15 protein-coding genes are annotated in these 20,497 nt (G+C 63.3%); 10 read left to right on the forward strand and 5 right to left on the reverse strand.

What is annotated here, in order from left to right; translation table 11 throughout:
• Window positions 1-120 precede the first annotated feature (120 nt).
• The 8 genes from pdxR to BLW71_RS32965 all read left to right on the forward strand — a co-directional run bounded on the left by pdxR (window position 121) and on the right by BLW71_RS32965 (window position 10,262).
• On the forward strand, window positions 121-1,593 hold the full coding sequence (pdxR, locus tag BLW71_RS32930; protein WP_091807077.1) for a MocR-like pyridoxine biosynthesis transcription factor PdxR: 1,473 nt from the start codon (window positions 121-123) through the stop codon (window positions 1,591-1,593).
• Between the two features lie 241 nt (window positions 1,594-1,834).
• Window positions 1,835-3,832 (forward strand): bifunctional 2',3'-cyclic-nucleotide 2'-phosphodiesterase/3'-nucleotidase, encoded by a 1,998-nt coding sequence (locus BLW71_RS32935; protein WP_286162230.1) that lies wholly within the window; start codon window positions 1,835-1,837, stop codon window positions 3,830-3,832.
• The gene (locus BLW71_RS32940) at window positions 3,829-4,584 is read left to right on the forward strand and encodes a tetratricopeptide repeat protein (protein WP_091807081.1); all 756 of its coding nucleotides are present in this window, start codon (window positions 3,829-3,831) and stop codon (window positions 4,582-4,584) included. Before BLW71_RS32935 ends, BLW71_RS32940 begins: the two co-directional genes overlap by 4 nt.
• A gap of 430 nt (window positions 4,585-5,014) precedes the next feature.
• Complete coding sequence (locus BLW71_RS32945) at window positions 5,015-5,467, forward strand: HU family DNA-binding protein (protein WP_007177969.1); 453 nt, start codon at window positions 5,015-5,017, stop codon at window positions 5,465-5,467.
• A gap of 403 nt (window positions 5,468-5,870) precedes the next feature.
• The gene (locus tag BLW71_RS32950) at window positions 5,871-7,280 is read left to right on the forward strand and encodes a circularly permuted type 2 ATP-grasp protein (RefSeq protein WP_091807082.1); all 1,410 of its coding nucleotides are present in this window, start codon (window positions 5,871-5,873) and stop codon (window positions 7,278-7,280) included.
• 167 nt (window positions 7,281-7,447) lie between these two features.
• Window positions 7,448-8,398, forward strand: coding sequence for an alpha-E domain-containing protein (locus tag BLW71_RS32955; RefSeq protein ID WP_091807083.1), 951 nt, complete (start codon window positions 7,448-7,450; stop codon window positions 8,396-8,398).
• Window positions 8,399-8,410: 12 nt separating this feature from the next.
• Window positions 8,411-9,223 (forward strand): transglutaminase family protein, encoded by an 813-nt coding sequence (locus tag BLW71_RS32960; protein ID WP_091807084.1) that lies wholly within the window; start codon window positions 8,411-8,413, stop codon window positions 9,221-9,223.
• 166 nt (window positions 9,224-9,389) lie between these two features.
• On the forward strand, window positions 9,390-10,262 hold the full coding sequence (locus tag BLW71_RS32965; RefSeq protein WP_091807085.1) for a proteasome-type protease: 873 nt from the start codon (window positions 9,390-9,392) through the stop codon (window positions 10,260-10,262).
• 272 nt (window positions 10,263-10,534) lie between these two features.
• On the opposite strand, the gene BLW71_RS32970 is transcribed toward BLW71_RS32965, so the two are convergent.
• Window positions 10,535-11,716, reverse strand: coding sequence for a porin (locus BLW71_RS32970; protein ID WP_091807086.1), 1,182 nt, complete (start codon window positions 11,714-11,716; stop codon window positions 10,535-10,537).
• Between the two features lie 416 nt (window positions 11,717-12,132).
• A complete protein-coding gene (locus BLW71_RS32975) occupies window positions 12,133-13,461 on the reverse strand; it encodes a YihY/virulence factor BrkB family protein (RefSeq protein ID WP_091807087.1) in 1,329 nt (442 codons plus the stop codon).
• Between the two features lie 216 nt (window positions 13,462-13,677).
• Between BLW71_RS32975 and BLW71_RS32980 the strand changes: the two genes are divergently transcribed.
• Window positions 13,678-14,217: a YbaK/EbsC family protein gene (locus tag BLW71_RS32980; RefSeq protein ID WP_091807088.1), complete on the forward strand. Its 540-nt coding sequence runs from the start codon at window positions 13,678-13,680 to the stop codon at window positions 14,215-14,217.
• A 226-nt stretch (window positions 14,218-14,443) separates the two neighbouring features.
• Window positions 14,444-16,003, forward strand: coding sequence for a methyl-accepting chemotaxis protein (locus BLW71_RS32985; RefSeq protein WP_091807089.1), 1,560 nt, complete (start codon window positions 14,444-14,446; stop codon window positions 16,001-16,003).
• A 35-nt stretch (window positions 16,004-16,038) separates the two neighbouring features.
• Here the strand turns inward: BLW71_RS32985 and BLW71_RS32990 are convergent, their stop codons facing one another.
• From BLW71_RS32990 to BLW71_RS33000, 3 genes are all read right to left on the reverse strand, one after another.
• Window positions 16,039-17,526 carry a SulP family inorganic anion transporter gene (locus tag BLW71_RS32990; RefSeq protein ID WP_091807090.1) on the reverse strand — a complete coding sequence of 496 codons (1,488 nt, stop codon included), beginning with the start codon at window positions 17,524-17,526 and terminating at the stop codon, window positions 16,039-16,041.
• Window positions 17,527-17,786: 260 nt separating this feature from the next.
• On the reverse strand, window positions 17,787-18,377 hold the full coding sequence (locus BLW71_RS32995; protein ID WP_091807092.1) for a BPSL1445 family SYLF domain-containing lipoprotein: 591 nt from the start codon (window positions 18,375-18,377) through the stop codon (window positions 17,787-17,789).
• A gap of 211 nt (window positions 18,378-18,588) precedes the next feature.
• Window positions 18,589-19,977 carry an FAD-binding oxidoreductase gene (locus tag BLW71_RS33000; RefSeq protein WP_091807094.1) on the reverse strand — a complete coding sequence of 463 codons (1,389 nt, stop codon included), beginning with the start codon at window positions 19,975-19,977 and terminating at the stop codon, window positions 18,589-18,591.
• Window positions 19,978-20,497 lie beyond the last annotated feature (520 nt).

Below are 20,497 nucleotides of genomic sequence, written 5' to 3' on the forward strand. Positions count from 1 at the left end.
CCGGCATCAGACCTTCCTGATCGTCAATGTCCGCTCAAATGCCGGCGACGGGGGTAAGCTTAGGACCGACATGGGTCTTTCGACTCAACCCTCTTCCGGATAGTTGAGGTAGCCACCCGGATGGAAATCCATATCGCGGTCCAAGGGCATCACGATCTGTCTGGACAGATCTATCGCCAGTTGCGCGCCGGCATCCTCGAAGGGCGCCTTGCCGGCGGCACGCGCCTGCCGTCCACGCGAGAACTCGCCACGCAACTGGGGGTGTCGCGCAAGACGACGCTCGACGTATTCGAGCGGCTACTTTCCGAGGGTTATCTCAGCGCCCGAGCCGGCTCGGGCACTTTCGTCGCCGACGGCCTGGAGCGTCTGCCGGTGGAGCGTTCCTCGCATGCTAAGGCGGCGGATGTGTCGCGCGAGCGGGCCAAGGCGAAGGCCGCCGCGCGCGCCCAGCCGCTGTGGGAGGAGATGCCCGAGCGCCTCGCGTTGCCGCGTCCTTCGGTAATGTCGCCGCAGGACTTCATAGGCGGCGCGACCGACAAGACGCTGTTCCCCTTCGACGTGTGGCGCCGCTGCGTGAATCGTGCGTTGCGTGCGCAAGCGCGCGGCCCCGGCACGTATCGCGACGCGGCCGGCGAGCAGGAGTTGCGTCTCGCGATCTCGCGCTATCTGGCCTTTAACCGCGCCGTGGCGAGCAACTGGGAAGACGTGATCGTGACGCAAGGCGCACAGCACGCGCTCGATCTGCTGGCTCGCGTCACGTTGCGTGCCGGCGACGTCGCGGCTATCGAAGACCCCGCTTATTCGCCCGCCCATGCCTGTCTGAAGGCCACCGGCGCGCGCGTGGTGCCCGTGCCGGTGGATGCGCAAGGGCTGATCGTGAGCAAGCTGCCGGACAAGGCGCGGCTCGTCTATCTGACGCCTTCACACCAGTTTCCGCTCGGCATGCCGATGAGTCTCGAGCGCCGCGTCGAGTTGCTCGAATGGGCGCAGAAGCGCGGCGCGGTGATCATCGAGGACGACTACGACTGCGAGTACCGTTTCGAAGGCCGGCCGATGGAGCCGCTCAAAAGCCTCGATCGCGCCGGGCTTGTGGCCTACGTGGGCACGTTTTCGAAGACGATCTTTCCCGAACTGCGGGTCGGTTACGTGGTGCCACCGGCTTCGCTTTACGGTCCGCTCCTCAAGGCGCGCCAGATCGCCGACTGGCACGGCTGCACGCTCACGCAAACCGCGCTCGCGGCCTTCATGCTCAACGGCGATTTCGCCAAGCACCTGCGGCGCATGCACAAGACCTATGCGGCGCGCCGTGCGGTGCTGCTCGATCATCTGCACGGCGGCCTCGCGCCCTGGTTCGAACCGATCGTGCCCACGGCCGGCATCCACATGGCGGCGCACCTGAAAGCGCCGCTGACGGAGGAGGCCGTGGTTGGCGCGGCGCGTGAAGCCTCGATCGGATTGTATGGACTCGCACCGTTTTATTTGCGTGTGAAGGCGCGGCCCGGTCTGATTTTCGGCTACGGCAATATCGCGGTCGAGCATATCGACGCGGCGCTTACCAAGCTCGCCGGCATCCTGCCGCGGCTCGCGCAATAGGCACGCGAACCGCGCATACGGTTTACTCAAACCTATCTAATGCCCTACAAATCAGTGTCATAAACCCACCGTACGCTTGCGCCTCTGTAATTGTTTGTAATGCAAAGCCGGCCAGATGTGCCGGCATGACACGACGACAAACCGGAGGGCGATGAGGATGCGAGTGACGTTCATGGCAGGCAAGCGGCTGCGCGCGCGGGGCGCGTTTGGCGCATGGGGAACCTTGGGGGCTCTGGGCGCAATGGGAATCGCCGCGGGTATCACGGCGTGCAGCAGCAGTGTCGACACGCCCGCGCCGCAAGTGGCGAATGGCACGACCGCGACGCTTGCGTTGCTGGAAACCACCGACATCCATACCAATCTGCTGAGTTACGACTACTACAAGCTGGCGGAAGACAAGTCGCTCGGTCTGGAGCGCACGGCGACGCTGATCGCGGCGGCGCGCAAGGAATTTCCCAATACCATGTTGCTCGACGACGGCGACACGATCCAGGGCACCGCGCTCGCCGACTATCAGGCGCAAGTCGCGCCGATCGATTGCAAGACCACGCTCGGTGTCTACAAGGTCATGAATCTGCTGAAGTACGACGCGGGCACGATCGGTAATCACGAATTCAACTACGGCCTGCCATTTCTCGCGCAAGTGACGGGCAGCGCGTTCGACGTGCCGAACATGAGTCCGGTCGCCGCGCAGCCGGCATGCGCGGGGCCGAACTTTCCGCTGGTGCTCTCCAACGTGCTCGGCGTGAAATCGCAGCAGCCGATCTTCAAGCCGTACACGATCCTCGAACGCACGATCACGGCCACGACGCCCGACGGCAAGACCGTCAGCGCGCCGGTGAAGATCGGCGTGATCGGCTTCACGCCGCCCGCCATCATGGCGTGGGACAAGCGCTGGCTCGACGGCAACGTCTACACGCAAGGTCTTGTCGAAAGCGCGTCGAAGTACGTGCCGGAAATGAAGGCGAAGGGCGCGCAGATCATCGTGGCGATGTCGCACGGCGGGCTCGACAACTCGACCTATTCGCCTTCGATGGAAAACGGCAGCTACTACCTGTCCAAAGTGCCTGGCATCGACGCCATGTTGATTGGCCATTCGCATCAGATCTTCCCCGATAAAAACAGCACGGTCACGCAATTCAATCTGCCGGGTGTGGACAAGGTGAAAGGCACCGTCAACGGCGTGCCGACCGTGATGGCGAATTTCTGGGGCAAACATCTCGGCGTGATCAAGCTCGCGCTGAACTTCACGAACGGCACGTGGACAGTGGACCGAAACGCGAGCACCGCGGAAGCCCGCTCGATCCAGAACGCGGATAAAAGCTACGTCGCCGTCGATCCGGCGGTCTCACAGGCGATCGCCGCCGAGCACGCCGCGACCATCAACTACGTGAAAACACCGATCGGCACGACCGATTTCCGCATGACCACGTACTTTGCCGATGTGGGCGACGTGTCGGCCATCGAAATCGTCAACCAGGCGCAGGCGGCCTACACGCAGGACTACATCAACGCGAATCTGCCGCAATATGCGGGCATTCCGGTGTTGTCGGTGAGCGCGCCGTTCAAGAGCGGCTTCGGCGGCGGCAACGATTTCACCGACGTCGCGCAAGGCAACGTGGCGATCAACAATGCCGCCGACCTCTATCTGTATCCGAACACCATCTACGCGGTGAAGGTGACGGGCGCCGACCTGAAGGCCTGGCTCGAAACCGCGGCGAAGCGCTTCAACAAGATCGATCCGGCCAACACCGCGCCGCAGGCACTCGTCAGCACGTATCCCGGCTATAACTTCGACATGATCACGTCGAAGGATTTCAGCTACGAAATCGACGTGACGCAGGCTGTCGGCAGTCGCATTCGCAACCTGAAATATCAGGGCGCGGCGATCTCGGACACGCAGTCGTTCATCGTCGCGACCAACAACTATCGCGCGAGCGGTGGCGGAAATTTCCCTGGGCTCGACGGCAGCAAGACGATTTACGCGTCGCCCGATGCGAGCCGCGACGTGCTGATCGCCTATATCAAGAAAGTGCAGGCCATCAAGGCGGCGAGCAACGGCAGCGATCGTAGCTGGCGGTTTACGAAGGTGGCAACGGCCGGCCCGGTGACCTTCCTGTCGGCGCCGAACCTGGCGGCGCTCGCGCAGGCCAACGGCATTGCCAACGTCGCCCAGATTCAGGCCGACGACGGCACGGGCAAGGGACTCGCGGTCTACACCGTGAACCTCAACCAATGAACGCGCGGCTTTCTTTGGCGCTGGCGGCGGCCGTCGCCATCACAGCCGGTACGTTCGTCGCGGTGGCCACGGTGGCCGCCACGCGCGTGTCCAACGTGCAGATCGACGACTGGCAGATGCAGGGCACGGCGACGCACGCGGCCTGGCCGCTGTGGCAGTTGCGCGTGACCTCGGCATTCGGCAACGCGGCGGCGCGCGAAGCGCTCGCGGACGTGCTCGTGAATTCCACGCGGCTCGACGAACGTCGCGAAGGCGTCGAGCTTTACGGGCAACTTGCGCTCGACGGCGCGCCGCGCGCACAGGCGACGCTCGGGCATCTGCTATTGCGCGGGCTGCCCGGCATCGCGCCGGACTATGTGGAAAGCCGCCATTGGCTGACGCTGGCGGCATCGCACGATTCGCGCGACGCCCAGGTGGCCTACGATCTTGCAACGCTTTATCGCAATGGTTACGGCATGGTGCGTGACGCAAGCCTGGCGATTCGCTGGCTCGAACGGGCGGCGCAAGCGGGCCTGCCGCTCGCGCAGTTCCAGCTTGCCAACGAGTATCGCTTCGGCACGAGCTTGCCGCACGACGACGCGTTGGCGCTGCAATGGCTCACGCGCGCGGCCAATGCGGAGTTACCCGAAGCCAACCTCGCGCTGGCAATGGCCTATCGCAACGGCGAGCTTGGCCTCGCGCGCGACGAAAGCGAGTACTGGGCTCACGTGAAGGAAAGCGAACACGATCTGAAACACGTCAGCCGGCAGTAACCGTGCGCTGAAATCGGCCCGCGATTTTCTGTCGCAGGGCGAGATTGGTCGCCCCCTGCAATGTTTTTCGCTGCAGGGGGCGCGTTTTTTCCGCCGCGTGAAGGAGCATGGCGTGCGAGCCGCGACGTCTTTTTTGCGATGACCGAACGATTCACCCTCTACTCTTCGATGCAGAAAGTGCCGTTATTCATGCATCGAAATGACTTGTAACGTACGTTACGTGTTCGTGTTGCCGAGCCCGCCTACGCACGTTTACCCGCTAAAACAAGCATCAAAATGTGTTGCGCAGTCTGCGCCGCGCAACAAACCTTCGCTGTTATACATAAAAGAGTCGCGCAAATCGTATTAGCGCTTGTAGAATCCGGCGTTGAAGCGTGCACATGTCGTGTGCGCTTCGTGCAATTCACTGACCACAACAGGTAGGAGAAACATGCCGACTTCCGCAAAAAAGGTGGCCAAGAAGGCTGCTGCCCCGGTACCGACCAAGAAGGTTGCTGCAAAGAAAGTTCCTGCGAAGAAGGCCGTCGCAGCTAAGAAGGTCGCCGTGAAGGCGTCCAGCGCTCCGTCGCCGATCAAGGACACCTTCACGAAGGCCTCGCTGGCTGCACACGTCGCTGAACGCGCTGCTGTGGAACCGAAGACCGCCAAGGCTGTTCTGGCCGCGCTCGAAGACACGATCCTCGGCGCCGTGCATAAGAAGGGTGCTGGCGAATTCACGCTGTCGGGTCTTCTGAAGATCGTCGTGCAAGCTGTGCCGGCGAAGAAGAAGCGCTTCGGCAAAGACCCGTTCTCGGGCGAAGAGCGTTGGTTCCCGGCCAAGCCGGCTAGCGTGCGCATCAAGGCACGTCCGCTGAAGAAGCTGAAGGACGCTGCTGCAGGCTGATCGCGTTTCACGCGTTGGCCTTGTATTTAACAATGGCTGACGCTTGAGACACCCGGCGGACATATCCGTCGGGACGATCCGCAGTGCATGTTGTCTGAAATCCCCGTGGGTGCGAATCCACGGGGATTTTTTATGCGCGTTCATGGCGTGTGCGAAGCCGGGCGCGAGCCCGAGGACTGTCCAAGTCACGCACCGCGGTGCTGCGTATGCACCGTACTAGCGCATCATGGGCCGCCGCAGTACGATGACAGCGGAGCCTTGCCGGCCGGGATGCGCTGTTCGCGTGCATGCACCGTGTTTAGTACGCGAAAAGCTCAATGGCATAGCGCTTGCTTGATCGATTGTCGAACACCGAATGCGCAGCGCATTCGCCTTCTATCCGACAACAAGAGCGGGGCGTGACATGCGATGCTATGACGAGATGCGTCATCATGACGATGCCGTGCGACCACACTACGCGCGCTTTGAGCGATGGCTGGTGGAGCAGGGCAACGAGGCGATCGCACGCAAGCGTGCGGAAGCCGATCTGCTATTTCGCCGGGTCGGCATCACCTTCGCGGTGAACGGGGACTTGTCCGGCACCGAGCGGCTGATCCCATTCGACCTGATTCCGCGCATCATTCCGCGCGGCGAATGGCAGACGCTGGAGGCCGGTTTGCGCCAGCGGGTGCAGGCGCTCAATCTGTTCATCCACGACGTCTATCACGATCGCAACATTGTGCGCGCCGGTATCGTGCCGGCCGAGCAGGTCTATACCAACGCGCAATATCGGCCTGAAATGCAGGGCGTGAATGTGCCGCTCGGTGTTTACGCGCATATCGCCGGTGTCGACGTGGTGCGCGCGGGCGACGAAGGCGAGTTCTACGTACTCGAAGACAACCTGCGAGTCCCGTCGGGCGTGTCCTATATGCTCGAAAACCGCAAGATGATGATGCGGCTTTTCCCTGAGCTCTTCGTGCAGAACCGCATTGCGCCGGTCGCGCATTATCCTGATCTGCTGCTCGATACGCTGCGCTCGGTCGCGCCCGAAGGCGTCGACGATCCGGTCGTGGTGGTGCTCACGCCGGGCATGTACAACTCCGCGTATTTCGAGCACACCTTCCTCGCGCAGCAGATGGGCGTGGAACTGGTGGAAGGCAAGGATCTCTTCGTCGACGATAACTATGTGTTCATGCGCACCACGCAAGGGCCGAAGCGCGTCGATGTGATCTACCGCCGCGTCGACGACGATTTTCTCGATCCGCTCGCCTTCCGCAACGACTCGGCGCTCGGCGTGCCGGGTCTGCTGACCGCCTATCGCGCCGGGCGCGTGGCGCTCGCGAACGCCATGGGCACCGGTATCGCCGACGACAAATCGATCTACCCGTACGTGCCGGAAATGATCGAGTTTTACCTCGGCGAGAAGCCGATCCTCAATAACGTACCCACGTTCCAGTGCCGCAAGCCCGACGATCTGGCCTATACGCTCGCGCATTTGCCGGAACTGGTGGTCAAGGAAGTGCATGGCGCGGGCGGATACGGCATGCTCGTCGGACCGGCTTCGACGAAAGCCGAAATCGAGGCGTTCCGTGAGCGTCTGATTGCGCGTCCGGCCGGCTATATCGCGCAGCCCACGTTGGCGCTTTCCGCGTGTCCGACGTTCGTCGAAAGCGGTATCGCGCCGCGCCATATCGACTTGCGCCCGTTCGTGCTGTCCGGCAAGACCGTCACGATGGTGGCCGGCGGACTCACGCGCGTGGCGTTGCAGGAGGGTTCGCTCGTCGTCAATTCGTCGCAGGGAGGCGGGACCAAAGATACATGGATGGTCGACTGACGCGGTTGCCGCTCGCGGTTGCAAATGTTTTCACGCAACCGCGCCTGCAACCCAGCGCGCCGGGGCGGCACGCAATACGTAATACGCACGCCGCCGGCGCATACGGATAACCAGCGCGAGCCTTTTACTTCGACAAGGTCTCGCGTCATCAGATACGGAACGCCGTCATGCTAAGCCGAACCGCCGACCACCTTTTCTGGATGGCCCGCTACATGGAGCGCGCGGAGAACACCGCCCGCATGCTCGACATCAACCTGAAGGCGCTGCTGTTGCCGCAGACGCCCGAACAGGAGGCGCGCGCGCAACGCTCGGTGCTGCGCATTTCCGAACTCGAAACCGCGTTCGCGCAGCGCTACGACGAACCGACCCGAGAACACGTGCTCGATTTCATGGTGGCGGATTCGACCAATCCGTCGAGCATTCACTCGTGTTTGCAGGCCGCGCGCGAAAACGCCCGCGCGGTGCGCGGCACGTTGACGACCGAGTGGTGGGAAACGATCAACGACACGTGGCTCGAATTCAACGAGCGCATTTCGTCCGGTCAGGCGGCCAACAATCCCGGCGCTTTGTTCGAATGGGTGAAGTTCCGCTCGCACCTCTCGCGTGGCGTGACGATCGGCACCGCGCTACAAGACGACGCGTTCTTCTTCACGCAACTCGGCACTTATCTGGAGCGCGCCGACAACACCGCGCGGATTCTCGACGTGCGCTTTGCCGACGTCGAACCGAATTCACGCGACGCCGCGCGCCAGCTCGAAGATTTCTACTACTGGACGTCGATTCTGAGTTCGGTGTCGGCGCTGGAGATTTATCGCAAGGTGTATCGCGACGTCGTCACGCCGGCACGCGTGGTCGAACTGATGATCCTGAATCAGCAGATGCCGCGTTCGCTGCTGGCGTCGCTCGAAGGCGTCTGTGCGAACCTCGCGATGCTGCGCACCTCGGGTTCGAACCAGTGCGAACGGTTCGCCGGCAAGCTGCGCGCCGAACTCGTGTACTCCGACATCCGGCAGATTTTCGAAGCCGGCCTGCACGCCTATCTGACGCAGTTCCTCGCTCGCGTGTTCGAGCTTGGCAATCTGGTTGCGCGTACCTACCTGATGCTGCCAGTCGCCTGACGGAGTTTTTTTATGTACCTGACGATCCGCCACGACACGTCCTATCGCTACGAAGCGACTGTCCATTATTCGATCCAGCAACTGCGGCTGACGCCGTCGAGCGGCGCCTCGCAGGTCGTGCGGCGCTGGAGCATCGACGCGCCGGGCAAGCTCGACGCGACCTTCGACGCTTACGGCAACGTGCTGCATACGCTGGTCATCAACAAGCCGCATAGCGAGATCCGTCTGCACGTGGCCGGCGAAGTGGACACGATCCCGCTGGTCGACGGCTATCTGCCCGACGCTGTCGGCCCGATTCCGCTCGAACATTTCACCTGCTCGACGCGGCTGACCGAGGTCGATGGCGCGGTGCGCGAACTGGCCGAATCGGTGCCGAACCTGGCGAACTCGGCGAACCTGATCGCGCTGTCCGAACAGATCGTGCAGCGCGTGAAGTACAACCCGGGCGTCACGGAAGTTACCAGCACGGCCGCTCAGGCGCTCGCGCTCGGCAACGGCGTGTGCCAGGACCACGCGCATCTGATGCTGGCGTGCTGCCGCGCGCGTGGCATTCCCGCGCGCTACGTGAGCGGCTATATCGAGCCGGGGGACGTGGAGCATGCCGCCAGCCACGCCTGGGTGGATGTCTGGCTCGAAGGCAAGGGCTGGATTTCCATCGACGTCACGCATGCCGCGTTTGCCAGCGAAATCTACTGCCGCCTCGCCGTCGCGCGCGACTATGAGTCGGCTGCGCCGGTTCGCGGCCGCCGTATCGGCGGGCTGGAGGAACAGCTCAAAGTGTCCGTCATGGTCAGTGCGCAACAGCCGCAGCAACAGCCGCAATAGCGGGAAGAACGGGGCGACGACCCGAGAGGCCGCTAGAGGCTCTGGTGAGCGCCAGGCCTCATAACCATTCAGATTGGGCCCCCAAGGCCGTTATACGGAATGGCGGCGCATGCGAGCCGCATTACAATAGCGCCGTTCAGTCGTTTTTTTGCGGGTACCTTTTCTTATGACCTATTGTGTCGCGATGTCCGTCGACGAAGGTCTCGTGTTCCTCTCGGACACGCGCACCAATGCGGGCGTCGATCACATCAGCACCGCGCGCAAGATGTCGGTGTTCGAGCAGCCCGGCGAGCGCATGCTCGTGCTGCTGGGCGCCGGCAATCTGTCGCTCACCCAGGCGGTGTTGCACGAGTTGTCGGAGCCTGCGGATCCGTCGCTGCCCACGCTCTGGAACGCGCCAACCATGGCCGACGCGGCCCGTGTGATCGGCCGCGCGGTGCGGTGCGTGCATCAGCGCGAGGCCGAGGCGCTGCAGGAATTCGGCGTCGACTTCAATTGCAGCTTCATTCTCGGCGGGCAGATCGCGGGCAACCGGCCGCGCCTGTTCATGATTTATGCCGCGGGCAATTTCATCGAGGCGTCGGCGGTGAACCCGTATTTCCAGATTGGCGAGGCCAAGTACGGCAAGCCGATCATCGACCGCGTGCTCACGCCCTCCACGCCGCTCGACGAAGCCGCCAAGTGCGCGCTCGTCTCCATGGACTCGACGCTGCGCTCGAACCTGTCGGTGGGATTGCCGCTCGATCTGCTGGTCTACCAGAAGGACGCGCTGCGCGTCACGCGCTTCGTCTCGATCGATCAGGACAACGCGTACTTCGAGATGATTCACCGCACCTGGGGTGAGCGATTGCGCCAGGTGTTCGGCGAGATTCCCGACCCGGACTGGCAGGATTCGCCGAACGTGCCGCTGCTGCAACGCGAGCGGGCACTGGTGCTGTATCGCGCGCCGGTCGGCGCGGATGGCATCGAGCATGAACTCGACGCGAGGCCCGCGCAGACGTTGGCGCAGGCCGAGAAGGGCAAGTCGCAGCGCAAATAGGCTGCCGGCCTATGACCCGCTGGCTTGGGCGGGACGCAACATGGCGAGGCCGCCAGCAGCCCCAACCGGCTGCTGGCGGCCTTTTTTTGCTTCAACCGGCGTGGATCGGCCGCGCATCTGACGAGCGGGGCATCCACGAGTATGTGATCGATCGCGCTGACGCGGCACGCGTGCCGGCATCACCGGGGCCAGGGCGAAAAAAAACCAGCCACAGGCTTTCGCCTGTGGCTGGTCTTCAACTGCGTGTTGCTTCAGCAGTCCGTCAAGTTCGATTAGAACTTGTGGCGGATGCCCAGGCTGACCAGCTCTTGCGAGCTGGAAGCCGAGTTGTAGCCGTACGAACCGATTGCAGCGCCTGCGTCGACCAGCGTGCCGGCCGAGGTGCGTTGCTGGCCGCTTGCGTGCTGATATGCGCCGACCAGGTAGATGTCCGTGCGCTTCGACAGGTTGTAGTCGCCGCCCAGGGAAACCTGGTGATACGTTGCGCTCGAATCGCCGCTAGCCTTCGTGTAGGTGTAGCCCACGCCAACCAGCATGGCCGGCGTTGCCTGGTAACCCAGGTATGCGCCACCGACGTTGTACTTTTCGGTCGAACCGAAGCCCGAGTTTGCGTCCGGCTTGTACTGTGCGTTGCTGTAACGCAGGTTAGCCGTGAACGGGCCTGCGACGTATTGCACAGCCACCGAAGCGATGCCGATCGACTTGGCTGCCGCGTACGCGCCATTGACCTGGTTGTCGAACGTGCCGTCCGACGTGCTGCCATTCCAGCCCACCGAGCCTGCCGACGTGCGGCTAGCCAGCGTGTTGCCGTTGTCCATGCGGAAGTAGCCAGCGGCAACGCTGAACGGGCCCGTTGCGTACGTTGCAGCGCCCGACCACGATTGACCCGAACCCGTTGCACCAGCCACGCCGCCCAGAGCGTACATGCCTTCGAACTGGAAGCCGCCCCACACCGGCGAGGTGTACTTGATGGCGCTGTTCGTGCGCGAGGAGTTGTCGTTGTTGTCGACGTCGCCCGGCGTGGTGAAGGTCGAACCGAAGTAGTTGTCAGCCGTCAGCGGCTGAACCAGGTCGACCAGCGGGTCGTATTGACGACCCAGCGTGAACGTACCCCATTGGTCGCCCGTCAGGCCGACGTAGGCTTGACGACCGAACATCTTGCCACCTTGACCCAGCTTGCCGTTGTTGATGTCAAAGCCGTTTTCCAATTGGAAAATCGCCTTCAGACCGCCGCCGAGATCTTCGGTGCCTTTCAAGCCGAAGCGATTGCCTTGCAGGTTGCCGCCAACCAGGCCGACCTGGTTCGAGTTCTTGCCCGAAGCGTCAACCGTGTTGTGTGCGTACTGGATCGATTCATCGATCAAACCGTACAGGGTCACGCTGCTTTGAGCATGAGCGACGCCAGTGACGCTCAGGAGCGCCAGCGAGAGGGTAGACAGCGCGATTCGTTTCATCCATTTCTCCACGCAGATGATTAGTTTGTTGTTGCGGGAAGGAGAATAGCGCAGGAGGTCTACCGGCTAGAACTGGAAAAAAAAGACTGTCTCCAAAAACTGACAACTCGCGCAAAGCCTTGTATTTAAAGCGCGTTAACGATTATTTCCGTTTCAGCAACATTTAATCGTTGACCAAGCATTATTGTTGTTTTGTTGACAGTGACGGCTCTGGCACCTTCACTTTCGACACTTATTTGAAGGTCTGTCGTAAGAAACTCGTCTACTTTTTTGGGGCGCTTTGTAGGAAACACGTAAAAATTTCGATGCATTTCGCTTGACGCACGCGCTGGACAGGTCTCTCCCGCTGTGGTCAGGCGCACCACGCTGGCGCATAGGCGGAGCACGCGGCGCGGGGCGGATTGCAACCGCGTGGCCTAGGGATTCGGGTCGCGTTCGCCGTTGCTGCGCCGCGCGACCGTTGCCGCAGTCAGCCCGGCAGCGGCGGCGAACAGCACCGAAGTCCACGGGTGCCGCCTCACGTAGCGATCCGCCGCAACGGCTTTGCGACCGGCCTCGATCAGCGCGACGGCGGCGATGCGAGTGGCTTGCGCCTCGGCCGATACGACAGTCCTGCCGAGTTTGACCGCCGTCGCGCGTGCCGACTTCTTGTTACTCGCTCGAGCTCGAAGCGCCGCTGCCGGCGTCGCGCCGGTCAGCGTGCCGGATGTCGCGTCAGACTGGACGCACGCGAGCGCGGCGTCGCTCGAAGCGGTGCGCTCACGCGCGACTTGCGGCGCGGCTTCCGCGGCGACCGTCGATGCCGCCAGCACCGACGCCAGCTTGGCGCGGCTGCCGGGCGGCGTGTCGTCCTGCATGCCCCAGCCTCCGCGCGGATCGAGCATACGCCCGCGCGCCGCAGAAAACTCCGCGCCGAGCAGCAGCACGGCGGCGGAGAAATACAGCCACATCAGCAACACGGCGAGGGAGCCGGCCGCGCCGAACGAACTGGCCATCCCGGCGTGCGCGATATAAAGCGCGAACAGCTTTTTGCCCGCCGAAAACAGCACCGCGGCAACGATCCCGCCCACGAACGCATCGCGCCAGCGCACGCGAGCGTCCGGCAGGAACTTGAGCAGGCCGGCGAACGCAAAGGCCAGCACCAGCAGGCCGACGCCGAGTTGCAGCAGGTTGCCGATCACCACATACGGCGAGTCGCCCCACAGCCACTTGCCGATGAAGGTAATGACCGTGTCGAGCACCAGCGAAACGATCAACAGGAACGCGACGCCGAGCACCAGCCCGAACGAGATCAGGCGCACACGCACCAGCGCGATCACGCTTGATGACCGTGGCCCCGTATACGGCCACACTATATTGAGCGCGCTATTGAGCGACGAAAAGGTGGCCGAAGCGCCGATCGCCAGCATCGTGAACGAAATGATGGCCGCAATGCCGCCGGCGCTGCCGCTGTGATGGGCATTTTCGACGATGGTTTGCACGCCCGCGGCGGCCTGGTCGCCGAGCAATCCGTGAATGTGGTCGAACAATTCGCCGCGCGCGGCTTCCGCGCCGAAGAACCAGCCGGCCACGGCGATCACCATCACAAGCGTCGGCGCAAGCGAAAATGCGGCATAGAAGGCGATGCTTGCCGCCATGGCCGCGCAGCGGTCTTCGGCAAACTGTTTGAAGGCGCCGATGGCCCAGTTGGCCTGCTTGCGGGCCACCAGCTGCAGGTTTTCGGCGGAAAGCGTGTCGATGTCCATGGTCGTGTTTCTCAAAAGGTACAGGCGCCGCGCGCGTCAGGCGATTGGGCGGGGGCGAACCGTTGAGGCAGCCTTGACGCAGTCTTCGCGTGAAAGCCTTCCGCAAACCTTGTGCCTGTCACTATAACAAGCGGCCGCGGCATGCGCGGACCCCGCGCACCTCGGGCGGGGCGTGCCGTTAGAATGCCGAGGGATCCCCATACACTTTTGCTCGCTATGCACTCGCACGAACTCGTACAGCAGTTGGACATCATTCCCGCCGAACAATTGGGCGCGCATCTACCTGCGCATGTCGTAGAGCAATTGCCGGCCCAAGGCGTGACGGTTTTCTCCGTCACCGACGACGCTTCGGATACCGCCGAATTCAGCGCGCGTTACGGCTTCGGCCTGGAAGACTGCGCGAACACGATCGTGATCCGATACAGGAAAGAGGGCGCCGAACATTACGCCGCGCTGGTCTCGCTGGGTTCGCTGCGCCTCGACATCAACGGCGCGGTGAAGGCGGCGTTGGGCGCGCAGCGGCTTTCGTTCGCCAAGCGGGAAGCGGCGGTCGAGCATAGCGGCATGGAGTTTGGCGGTATCACGGCCTTCGGCTTGCCGGTCGACTGGCGCGTTCTCGTCGACGCCGCCGTCATGGAGCGAACCCAAGTCGTCATGGGCGCTGGCGTACGGGCCGCCAAGCTGTTGCTGGCGCCCGATGTATTGCGTCAGTGGCCGCGCTGCGAAGTCGCCGCGCTGACGCTGCCGGCGGAGTAACGCCTCACCCGGCCCGCGTGCACGAAATCGGATCGGCAGACGGCGCCGCCGCGTCGAGCATATCGTGAGCAGCGCCGGCAAAGTGCATGCATTGGCCCGGCGGCTGCCGCCGATTGGCCAAGCCTGAAGTTTTCCCTCGCTCCGCCGTTAATCCTGAAGATGGACATGAATCGCCGGGGCGTTCGCCCTGGCGGCGCGTCGACAAACAAGTACAAGGGATACGGAGATGGAACGGTTTCGCCTGAAGGTGCGGCTTTGGCTCGCACTAGCGGTAATGTGCATGGGTATTCTGGCAATCGGCCTGTGGGGCGCGTTCAAGACACGCGACACGATGATCGCCGACCGCCAGGCCGAACTGAAGAGCGTGGTCAGCGTCGCGTACAGCGTGCTGGACCGCTATAACGGCCTGGTCGCCTCGGGCGCCATGCCGCTCGCCGACGCGCAACGCTCGGCGATGGCCGATCTGCGCGCGATGCGCTACGACGGCGCCGGTGGCTATCTCGTGATCGAAGACGCGCAGGCCCGTGTTCTCATGCACGGCGTGCGTGCCGACCTCGAAGGCAAGGACATGAGCGGTTTCACCGACCCGCAAGGGCGCCACGTATTCAAGGACGGCTCCGATCTCGCCCAGCGCGAAGGCGAAGGCTTCATCCACCTGCAGTTCCTGAAGCCCGGCTCCAACCAGATGGCGCCGAAGGTCAACTACGTGCGCCTCTACAAACCATGGGCCTGGACGATCGTCACCGGCGTATTCACCGACGATATCGACGCTGCGTTCTACACGACGCTGATCCAGTACGTGGGCGCCGCGCTGATGCTGTGTCTGGTGGTGTCGCTCGTGATCGGCGTGATCCTGCGCAGCATCTTGCGGCAACTCGGCGGCGAACCGGCGTATGCGGCGCAGATCGCCGCGCGCATCGCCGACGGCGAGCTCGACCTGGTCGTCGAAACGAAGGCGGGCGACGAAGCCAGCCTGCTCGCCGCCATGCGGCGCATGCAGCAGCGCCTCGCGCAAGCGATCGCGCAGATTCGCGGCGGCGCGACGCTGATCTCGACGGTGTCCAACGAAATTGCCGCCGGCAACGCGGATCTGTCGCGCCGGACCGAACAGCAGGCCACGGCGCTCGGCGAAACCGCGTCGAGCATGGAGCAGATCACCGCGACCGTGAAGCAGAACGCCGACAACGCGAAGCAAGCGAGCCAGCTCGCGCATAACGCATCGGAGACAGCAGCGCGCGGCGGCGAAGTGGTCGGTCAGGTGGTCGAGACGATGCGCGGCATTTCGCAGTCGTCGCATCGGATTGGCGACATCATCGGCGTGATCGAAGGCATTGCGTTTCAGACCAACATTCTCGCCTTGAACGCGGCCGTCGAGGCGGCGCGCGCCGGTGAGGAAGGGCGCGGCTTCGCGGTGGTGGCGGGCGAAGTGCGCAGCCTCGCGCAACGCAGCGCGGCGGCGGCCAAGGAGATCAAGGCGCTGATCGAAGAGTCGGCCGCGCAGATCGAAGGCGGCTCGCAGTACGTGAGCCGCGCTGGCGAAACCATGCAGGAAGTCGTGCAGGCGGTGCGTCGCGTGACGGACATCATGGGCGAGATCAGCGCGGCTTCGGTGGAGCAAAGCTCGGGCATCGAGCAGGTCAACATCGCGGTGGCGAGCATGGATCAGACGACCCAGCAAAACGCGGCGCTAGTGGAGGAGGCGAGTGCGTCCGCGGATGTGCTCAAAGCGCAGACCGGCCAGCTTAGCGCGGCAATCGCCGTATTCACGCTACCGGAAGGCCGCTGACCGAAAGCCCGCCGTTGGGCGAGGCGGGCACGTCGTCACGCCAATGCGATACCGGCGCGGCTCAGCAGACGCTGGTTGCGCTCGGACAGATTCTTCATGCGCAATTGTTTGCCGGCTTTTCGATAGCGCTCGACGAGGCCTTGCAGCGCCGCGAGCGCGGAATGGTCCGCCAGCAGCAGATCGCGGCAGTCGACTGTGACGCGCTCGGGATCTTGCAGCGGGTCGAACAGCTCATGAAAACGGGCGGTCGACGCGAAAAACAGCGTGCCGCGCGGCGCGTAGATCTTGTCGCCGGCGCGATCTTCGACATGCGCATGAATTTCGCGGGCGTGCTGCCACGCGAAATTGAGCGCGGCGATCACGATGCCGCACAGCACGGCGATCGCCAGATCGGAAAACACGGTGATGATGGTGACCGCCACGATCACCAGCGCGTCGTTGCGCGGCACCTTGCCCAGCACCCGCAGCGAGCCCCATGCGAAAGTCTGCTGCGCCACCACGAACATCACGCCGACCAGCGCCGCCAGCGGAATGCGCTCGATCAACGGCGACAGGAACAGGATGTACATCAGGATCATCACGCCGCTGACGATCCCCGACAGACGCGAACGGCCGCCCGAATTGAGATTGATCATCGTCTGGCCGATCATCGCGCAGCCGCCCATGCCGCCGAACAGACCCGAGGCGATATTCGCCGCGCCGAGCGCGAGGCATTCACGGTTCGGCTGGCCGCGCGTTTCGGTGATCTCGTCGGTCAGATTGAACGTGAGCAGCGTTTCCAGCAGACCGACGATCGCCATCAGCACCGCGTAGGGCAGCACCACATGCAGTGTCTCCAGATTCAGCGGGACCTCCGGCATGCGCAAAAGCGGCAGGCCGCCCGCAATATGCGCCATGTCGCCGAGCGTGCGCGTGGGCAGGTGCAGCAGCTGCGTGAAGAGGCCGACGCCGACGATCGCCACCAAAGCAGGCGGCGCCGCACGCGTGAGCCGCGGCAGCAGATAGACGATCGCCATGGTCAACGCGACGAGTCCGCTCATCATCAGCAACGCGCTGCCGTGCAGCCATTGTTCGCCGTCTGGCGTGCTTTGCCTGAAATGCGCGAGCTGCGCGGTCGCGATGACGATCGCGAGCCCGTTCACGAAACCGAGCATGACCGGATGCGGCACCATGCGGATCAGTTTGCCGAGCCGCAGCGCGCCGAACAGCACCATCAGGATGCCGCTGAGGATCACGGTGGCGAGCAGATATTGCGCACCGTGCTGCACGACGAGCGCCACGATGACTACCGCCATCGAACCGGCGGCACCGGAAATCATGCCGGGCCGTCCGCCGAACAGGGCCGTGATGGTGCAGATGAAGAACGCACCGTACAGGCCCATCAAGGGATTGAGGTGGGCGACCAGCGCGAAGGCGATGCATTCCGGCACCAGCGCGAAAGACGAGGTCAGTCCTGCGAGGACATTGCTTTTGATATCGGGCAGCGCGGCAAGCCGGCCGTGAGTGGGACGAGCGGTGTTCATCTTCAGCGAGGAGGGAGTCCTGGCAAGCGGCGTGCGTGGACGCGAAACGCGCGAATTCGGACAGGTGAATGTCTCGGCCTGAAGCGCAGCAATGGCCGGGCAAGATGGCGAAAAGGCTGGATTTTACAGCAGGGCAGTCAAACTCACCGGTGAGGGGCGCCGTGAGGTGAGCGGCGGCGCGCAGGGGTGGTCGCGCGTCGAGCCCAAAGAAAAACGCCACGCAGCCGGCGAGATGGCTGCGTGGCGATTGGGCCGCGCGCTTAAATCATCAGGCGCGAGACTTTGGTGCCTTCGAGCGATACGCCGGCCATCAGACCGCCGTTCGTCAGTACAAAGGCTTCGACCGGGCTGGTGGCGGTCGACGTGTCGACCGCGCCGTTCGCGCCAACCTTCAGCACGGCAACCGTTGCGTCCGCGCCGGCGGCCCAGCCCTGGCTGCCGAGGAACTTGTCGAGCGCCTCTTGCGTCATGAACAGGAACACGAGCGCCTTGGACTGCGCGCCGATCTGCAAACCGAACGAGCCCGCAGCGGTGCTGTAATAGCCGGCCGTGCGGCCTGCCACGCGCAGCGCGCCTTCGCCGTATTGGCCGCCAACCCAGAAGCCTGCCGAGATCACGGACGGGAACACCAGCACACCGCGCGCTTTCGCCACCAGTTCGCGCGAACCGGTGACGTTCGCGTACAGACGCGAAAGCGTCGAATCGATCCCCGCGTTGATGGTGTCGCGCTTGCCGGCGTTGGCGGCAGGCGATGCGCTCGAGGACGGCGACGTCGTCGTGCAGCCGGCGAGGCCAAGGCCCGCCGAGGCAAGAGCGGCGCTGGTCGTCATGATGAATTGTCGTCTGCGCATGATTGTTTTCCTTATGCGTTATTTACGTTATGAAGGCTGCGTTCTCGTTTCCAGTCGAGTGATCGTATCGTGACGCAGGGCGTGCCATACGTCAGTTGCTAACCAGCATTTAGCGTGCCTGCCCCCGTGTTTTAGCAGGCGCGGCGTGCCGGACCCGCACGCACGGGGAAACGGCACGCGATTCGCGCGCCGTTTCCCCGTGCTGCTATGACTACGCCGATGGCCGGATGTTCTGATTGCAGCGGAACAGGTTGCGCGGATCGTAGCGGTTTTTTACAGTCACCAGCCGTTCGTAGTTCGCTCCGTACGCCTCGGCGACGCGGCCGCCTTCTTCCTGCGTCATGAAATTGACGTAGACGCTGCCCAGCGCAAACGGCGCCGCCGCGTCGAAGAACGCGCGAGCCCAGGCGATGCAGCGCTCGTCGTCGCTCGCATCGTCCCAGCGGCCGTGCACGTTCATCGCGTACAGCGTGTCGCGGCTCGAATAGGCGGTGGCTTCGACAGGCACGCGCTGGGTCTGCGCGCCGATCTGTCCGAAGAAAATCTCGCATTGCGGCGACGGCAGGTTGTCGATCGCGCCGAGCAGCGCGTCGATGAGCCCGTCCTGGATCTCGCCGAGGTTGTGCGATTTCCAGTAGTTGCGCGCGCCCGGCGTGAGCAGCGGGTCGAACGCCTGTTGCCACGCGACATACGGCATCGGGCCGAGATGTTCGCCGAGCGGCGTTCCGAATGCGCGGACAGATTCCACCGCGGATGGCCCGTTTTCGACTGGGCCGTTGTAGCACATCGCGAACACGATCACCGGCTTGCCGTGTACTTCGGGCGGCAGAAACGGCAGCGGCGGCGCGAGTCGCAGCACGGCCCACACGCTCAGTTCCTCCGGCATGCCGGCATTCGCCGCGCGGTACTTGAGCAGGGCGTCCCGCGCCTGGGCGAGCGGCAGGACGACAAGGCCGCCGTAGACCAGCGGTCCGACCGGATGCAACGCGAACTCGAACCGCGTGACGACGCCGAAATTGCCGCCGCCGCCGCGAATGGCCCAGAACAGATCTTCATGCGAAGCGGCGCTCGCAGTGAGGAATTCGCCCTCCGCGGTCACGACGTCAGCCGAAACCAGATTGTCCACCGTCATGCCATATCTGCGGCTCAGCCAGCCGAAACCGCCGCCGAGCGTCAGGCCCGCGACGCCGGTGGTCGAGTTGATTCCGAGTGGAGTGGCGAGCCCGAACGCCTGCGCTTCATGGTCGAAATCGTGCAGCGTCGCGCCCGGTTCGACATACGCGCGCCGTGCCGCGGGATCGATGCGCACCGATTTCATCTGCGTCAGGTCGAGCACTACACCGTCGTCGCACAATGCGCTGCCGCCAATGTTGTGGCCGCCGCCGCGAATCGCGAGCGGCAGACCGTTGTCGCGCGCGAAGGCCACGCCCTGGCGAACGTCGGCTACGCCTGCGCAACGCAAGATGATTGCCGGATGCCGGTCGATCATCGCATTCCAGATGCTGCGCGCCTGATCGAAGTTCGGGTCGCCGGGCAGCAGCACCTGGCCCCGGATGGCGGTTTTCAATTCGTCGACGGCGCTGCTGGACACATTAACCATGGCTCATCTCCTGAGATAGTGGAAGACGCTCGCAGAACACTATTCAGCTGCCGATAGCAAATCGGAAGTGTCCTGAAAGGTTGTTTTGCGTCCAGTAAACGAGCCTGCCCCCTGAAGTCAAACAAAGGTAAACCCGCGTTTCTTACCGATTGTCCGCGAGGGCTCGCGCGACAGGCATCCGCGGGAGCCGCCGGCGATGATGCCCGGTTCAATACCGTAGATGGTGGAAATGCTTCGGAAAAAGATGCTGCCAGGAAGTGTTGGTTATGCGGTGGCGTGGTGGTTGCGCAGCGACACTTTCTGGATTGGCACTCATCGCGATGAGCTGGCATTTCGTTCTCTTGGCGGTTTGCGACCAGGGGCACGGTTTTTAATCTGATGTTTTTAGTGCCTCGCTGAATGACCAGGGAGCCGTGCCGCCGATTAAAAAACACGAGGTGTGTTGTCTGTCTGATTGCCCTCACACCCACCTCGACAGCCACTCTTTTATGTTCGGGGAAGTTCGGGGGCTCACATAGCA

The sequence above is a fragment of the Burkholderia sp. WP9 genome, from assembly GCF_900104795.1.
Lineage (GTDB): Bacteria > Pseudomonadota > Gammaproteobacteria > Burkholderiales > Burkholderiaceae > Paraburkholderia.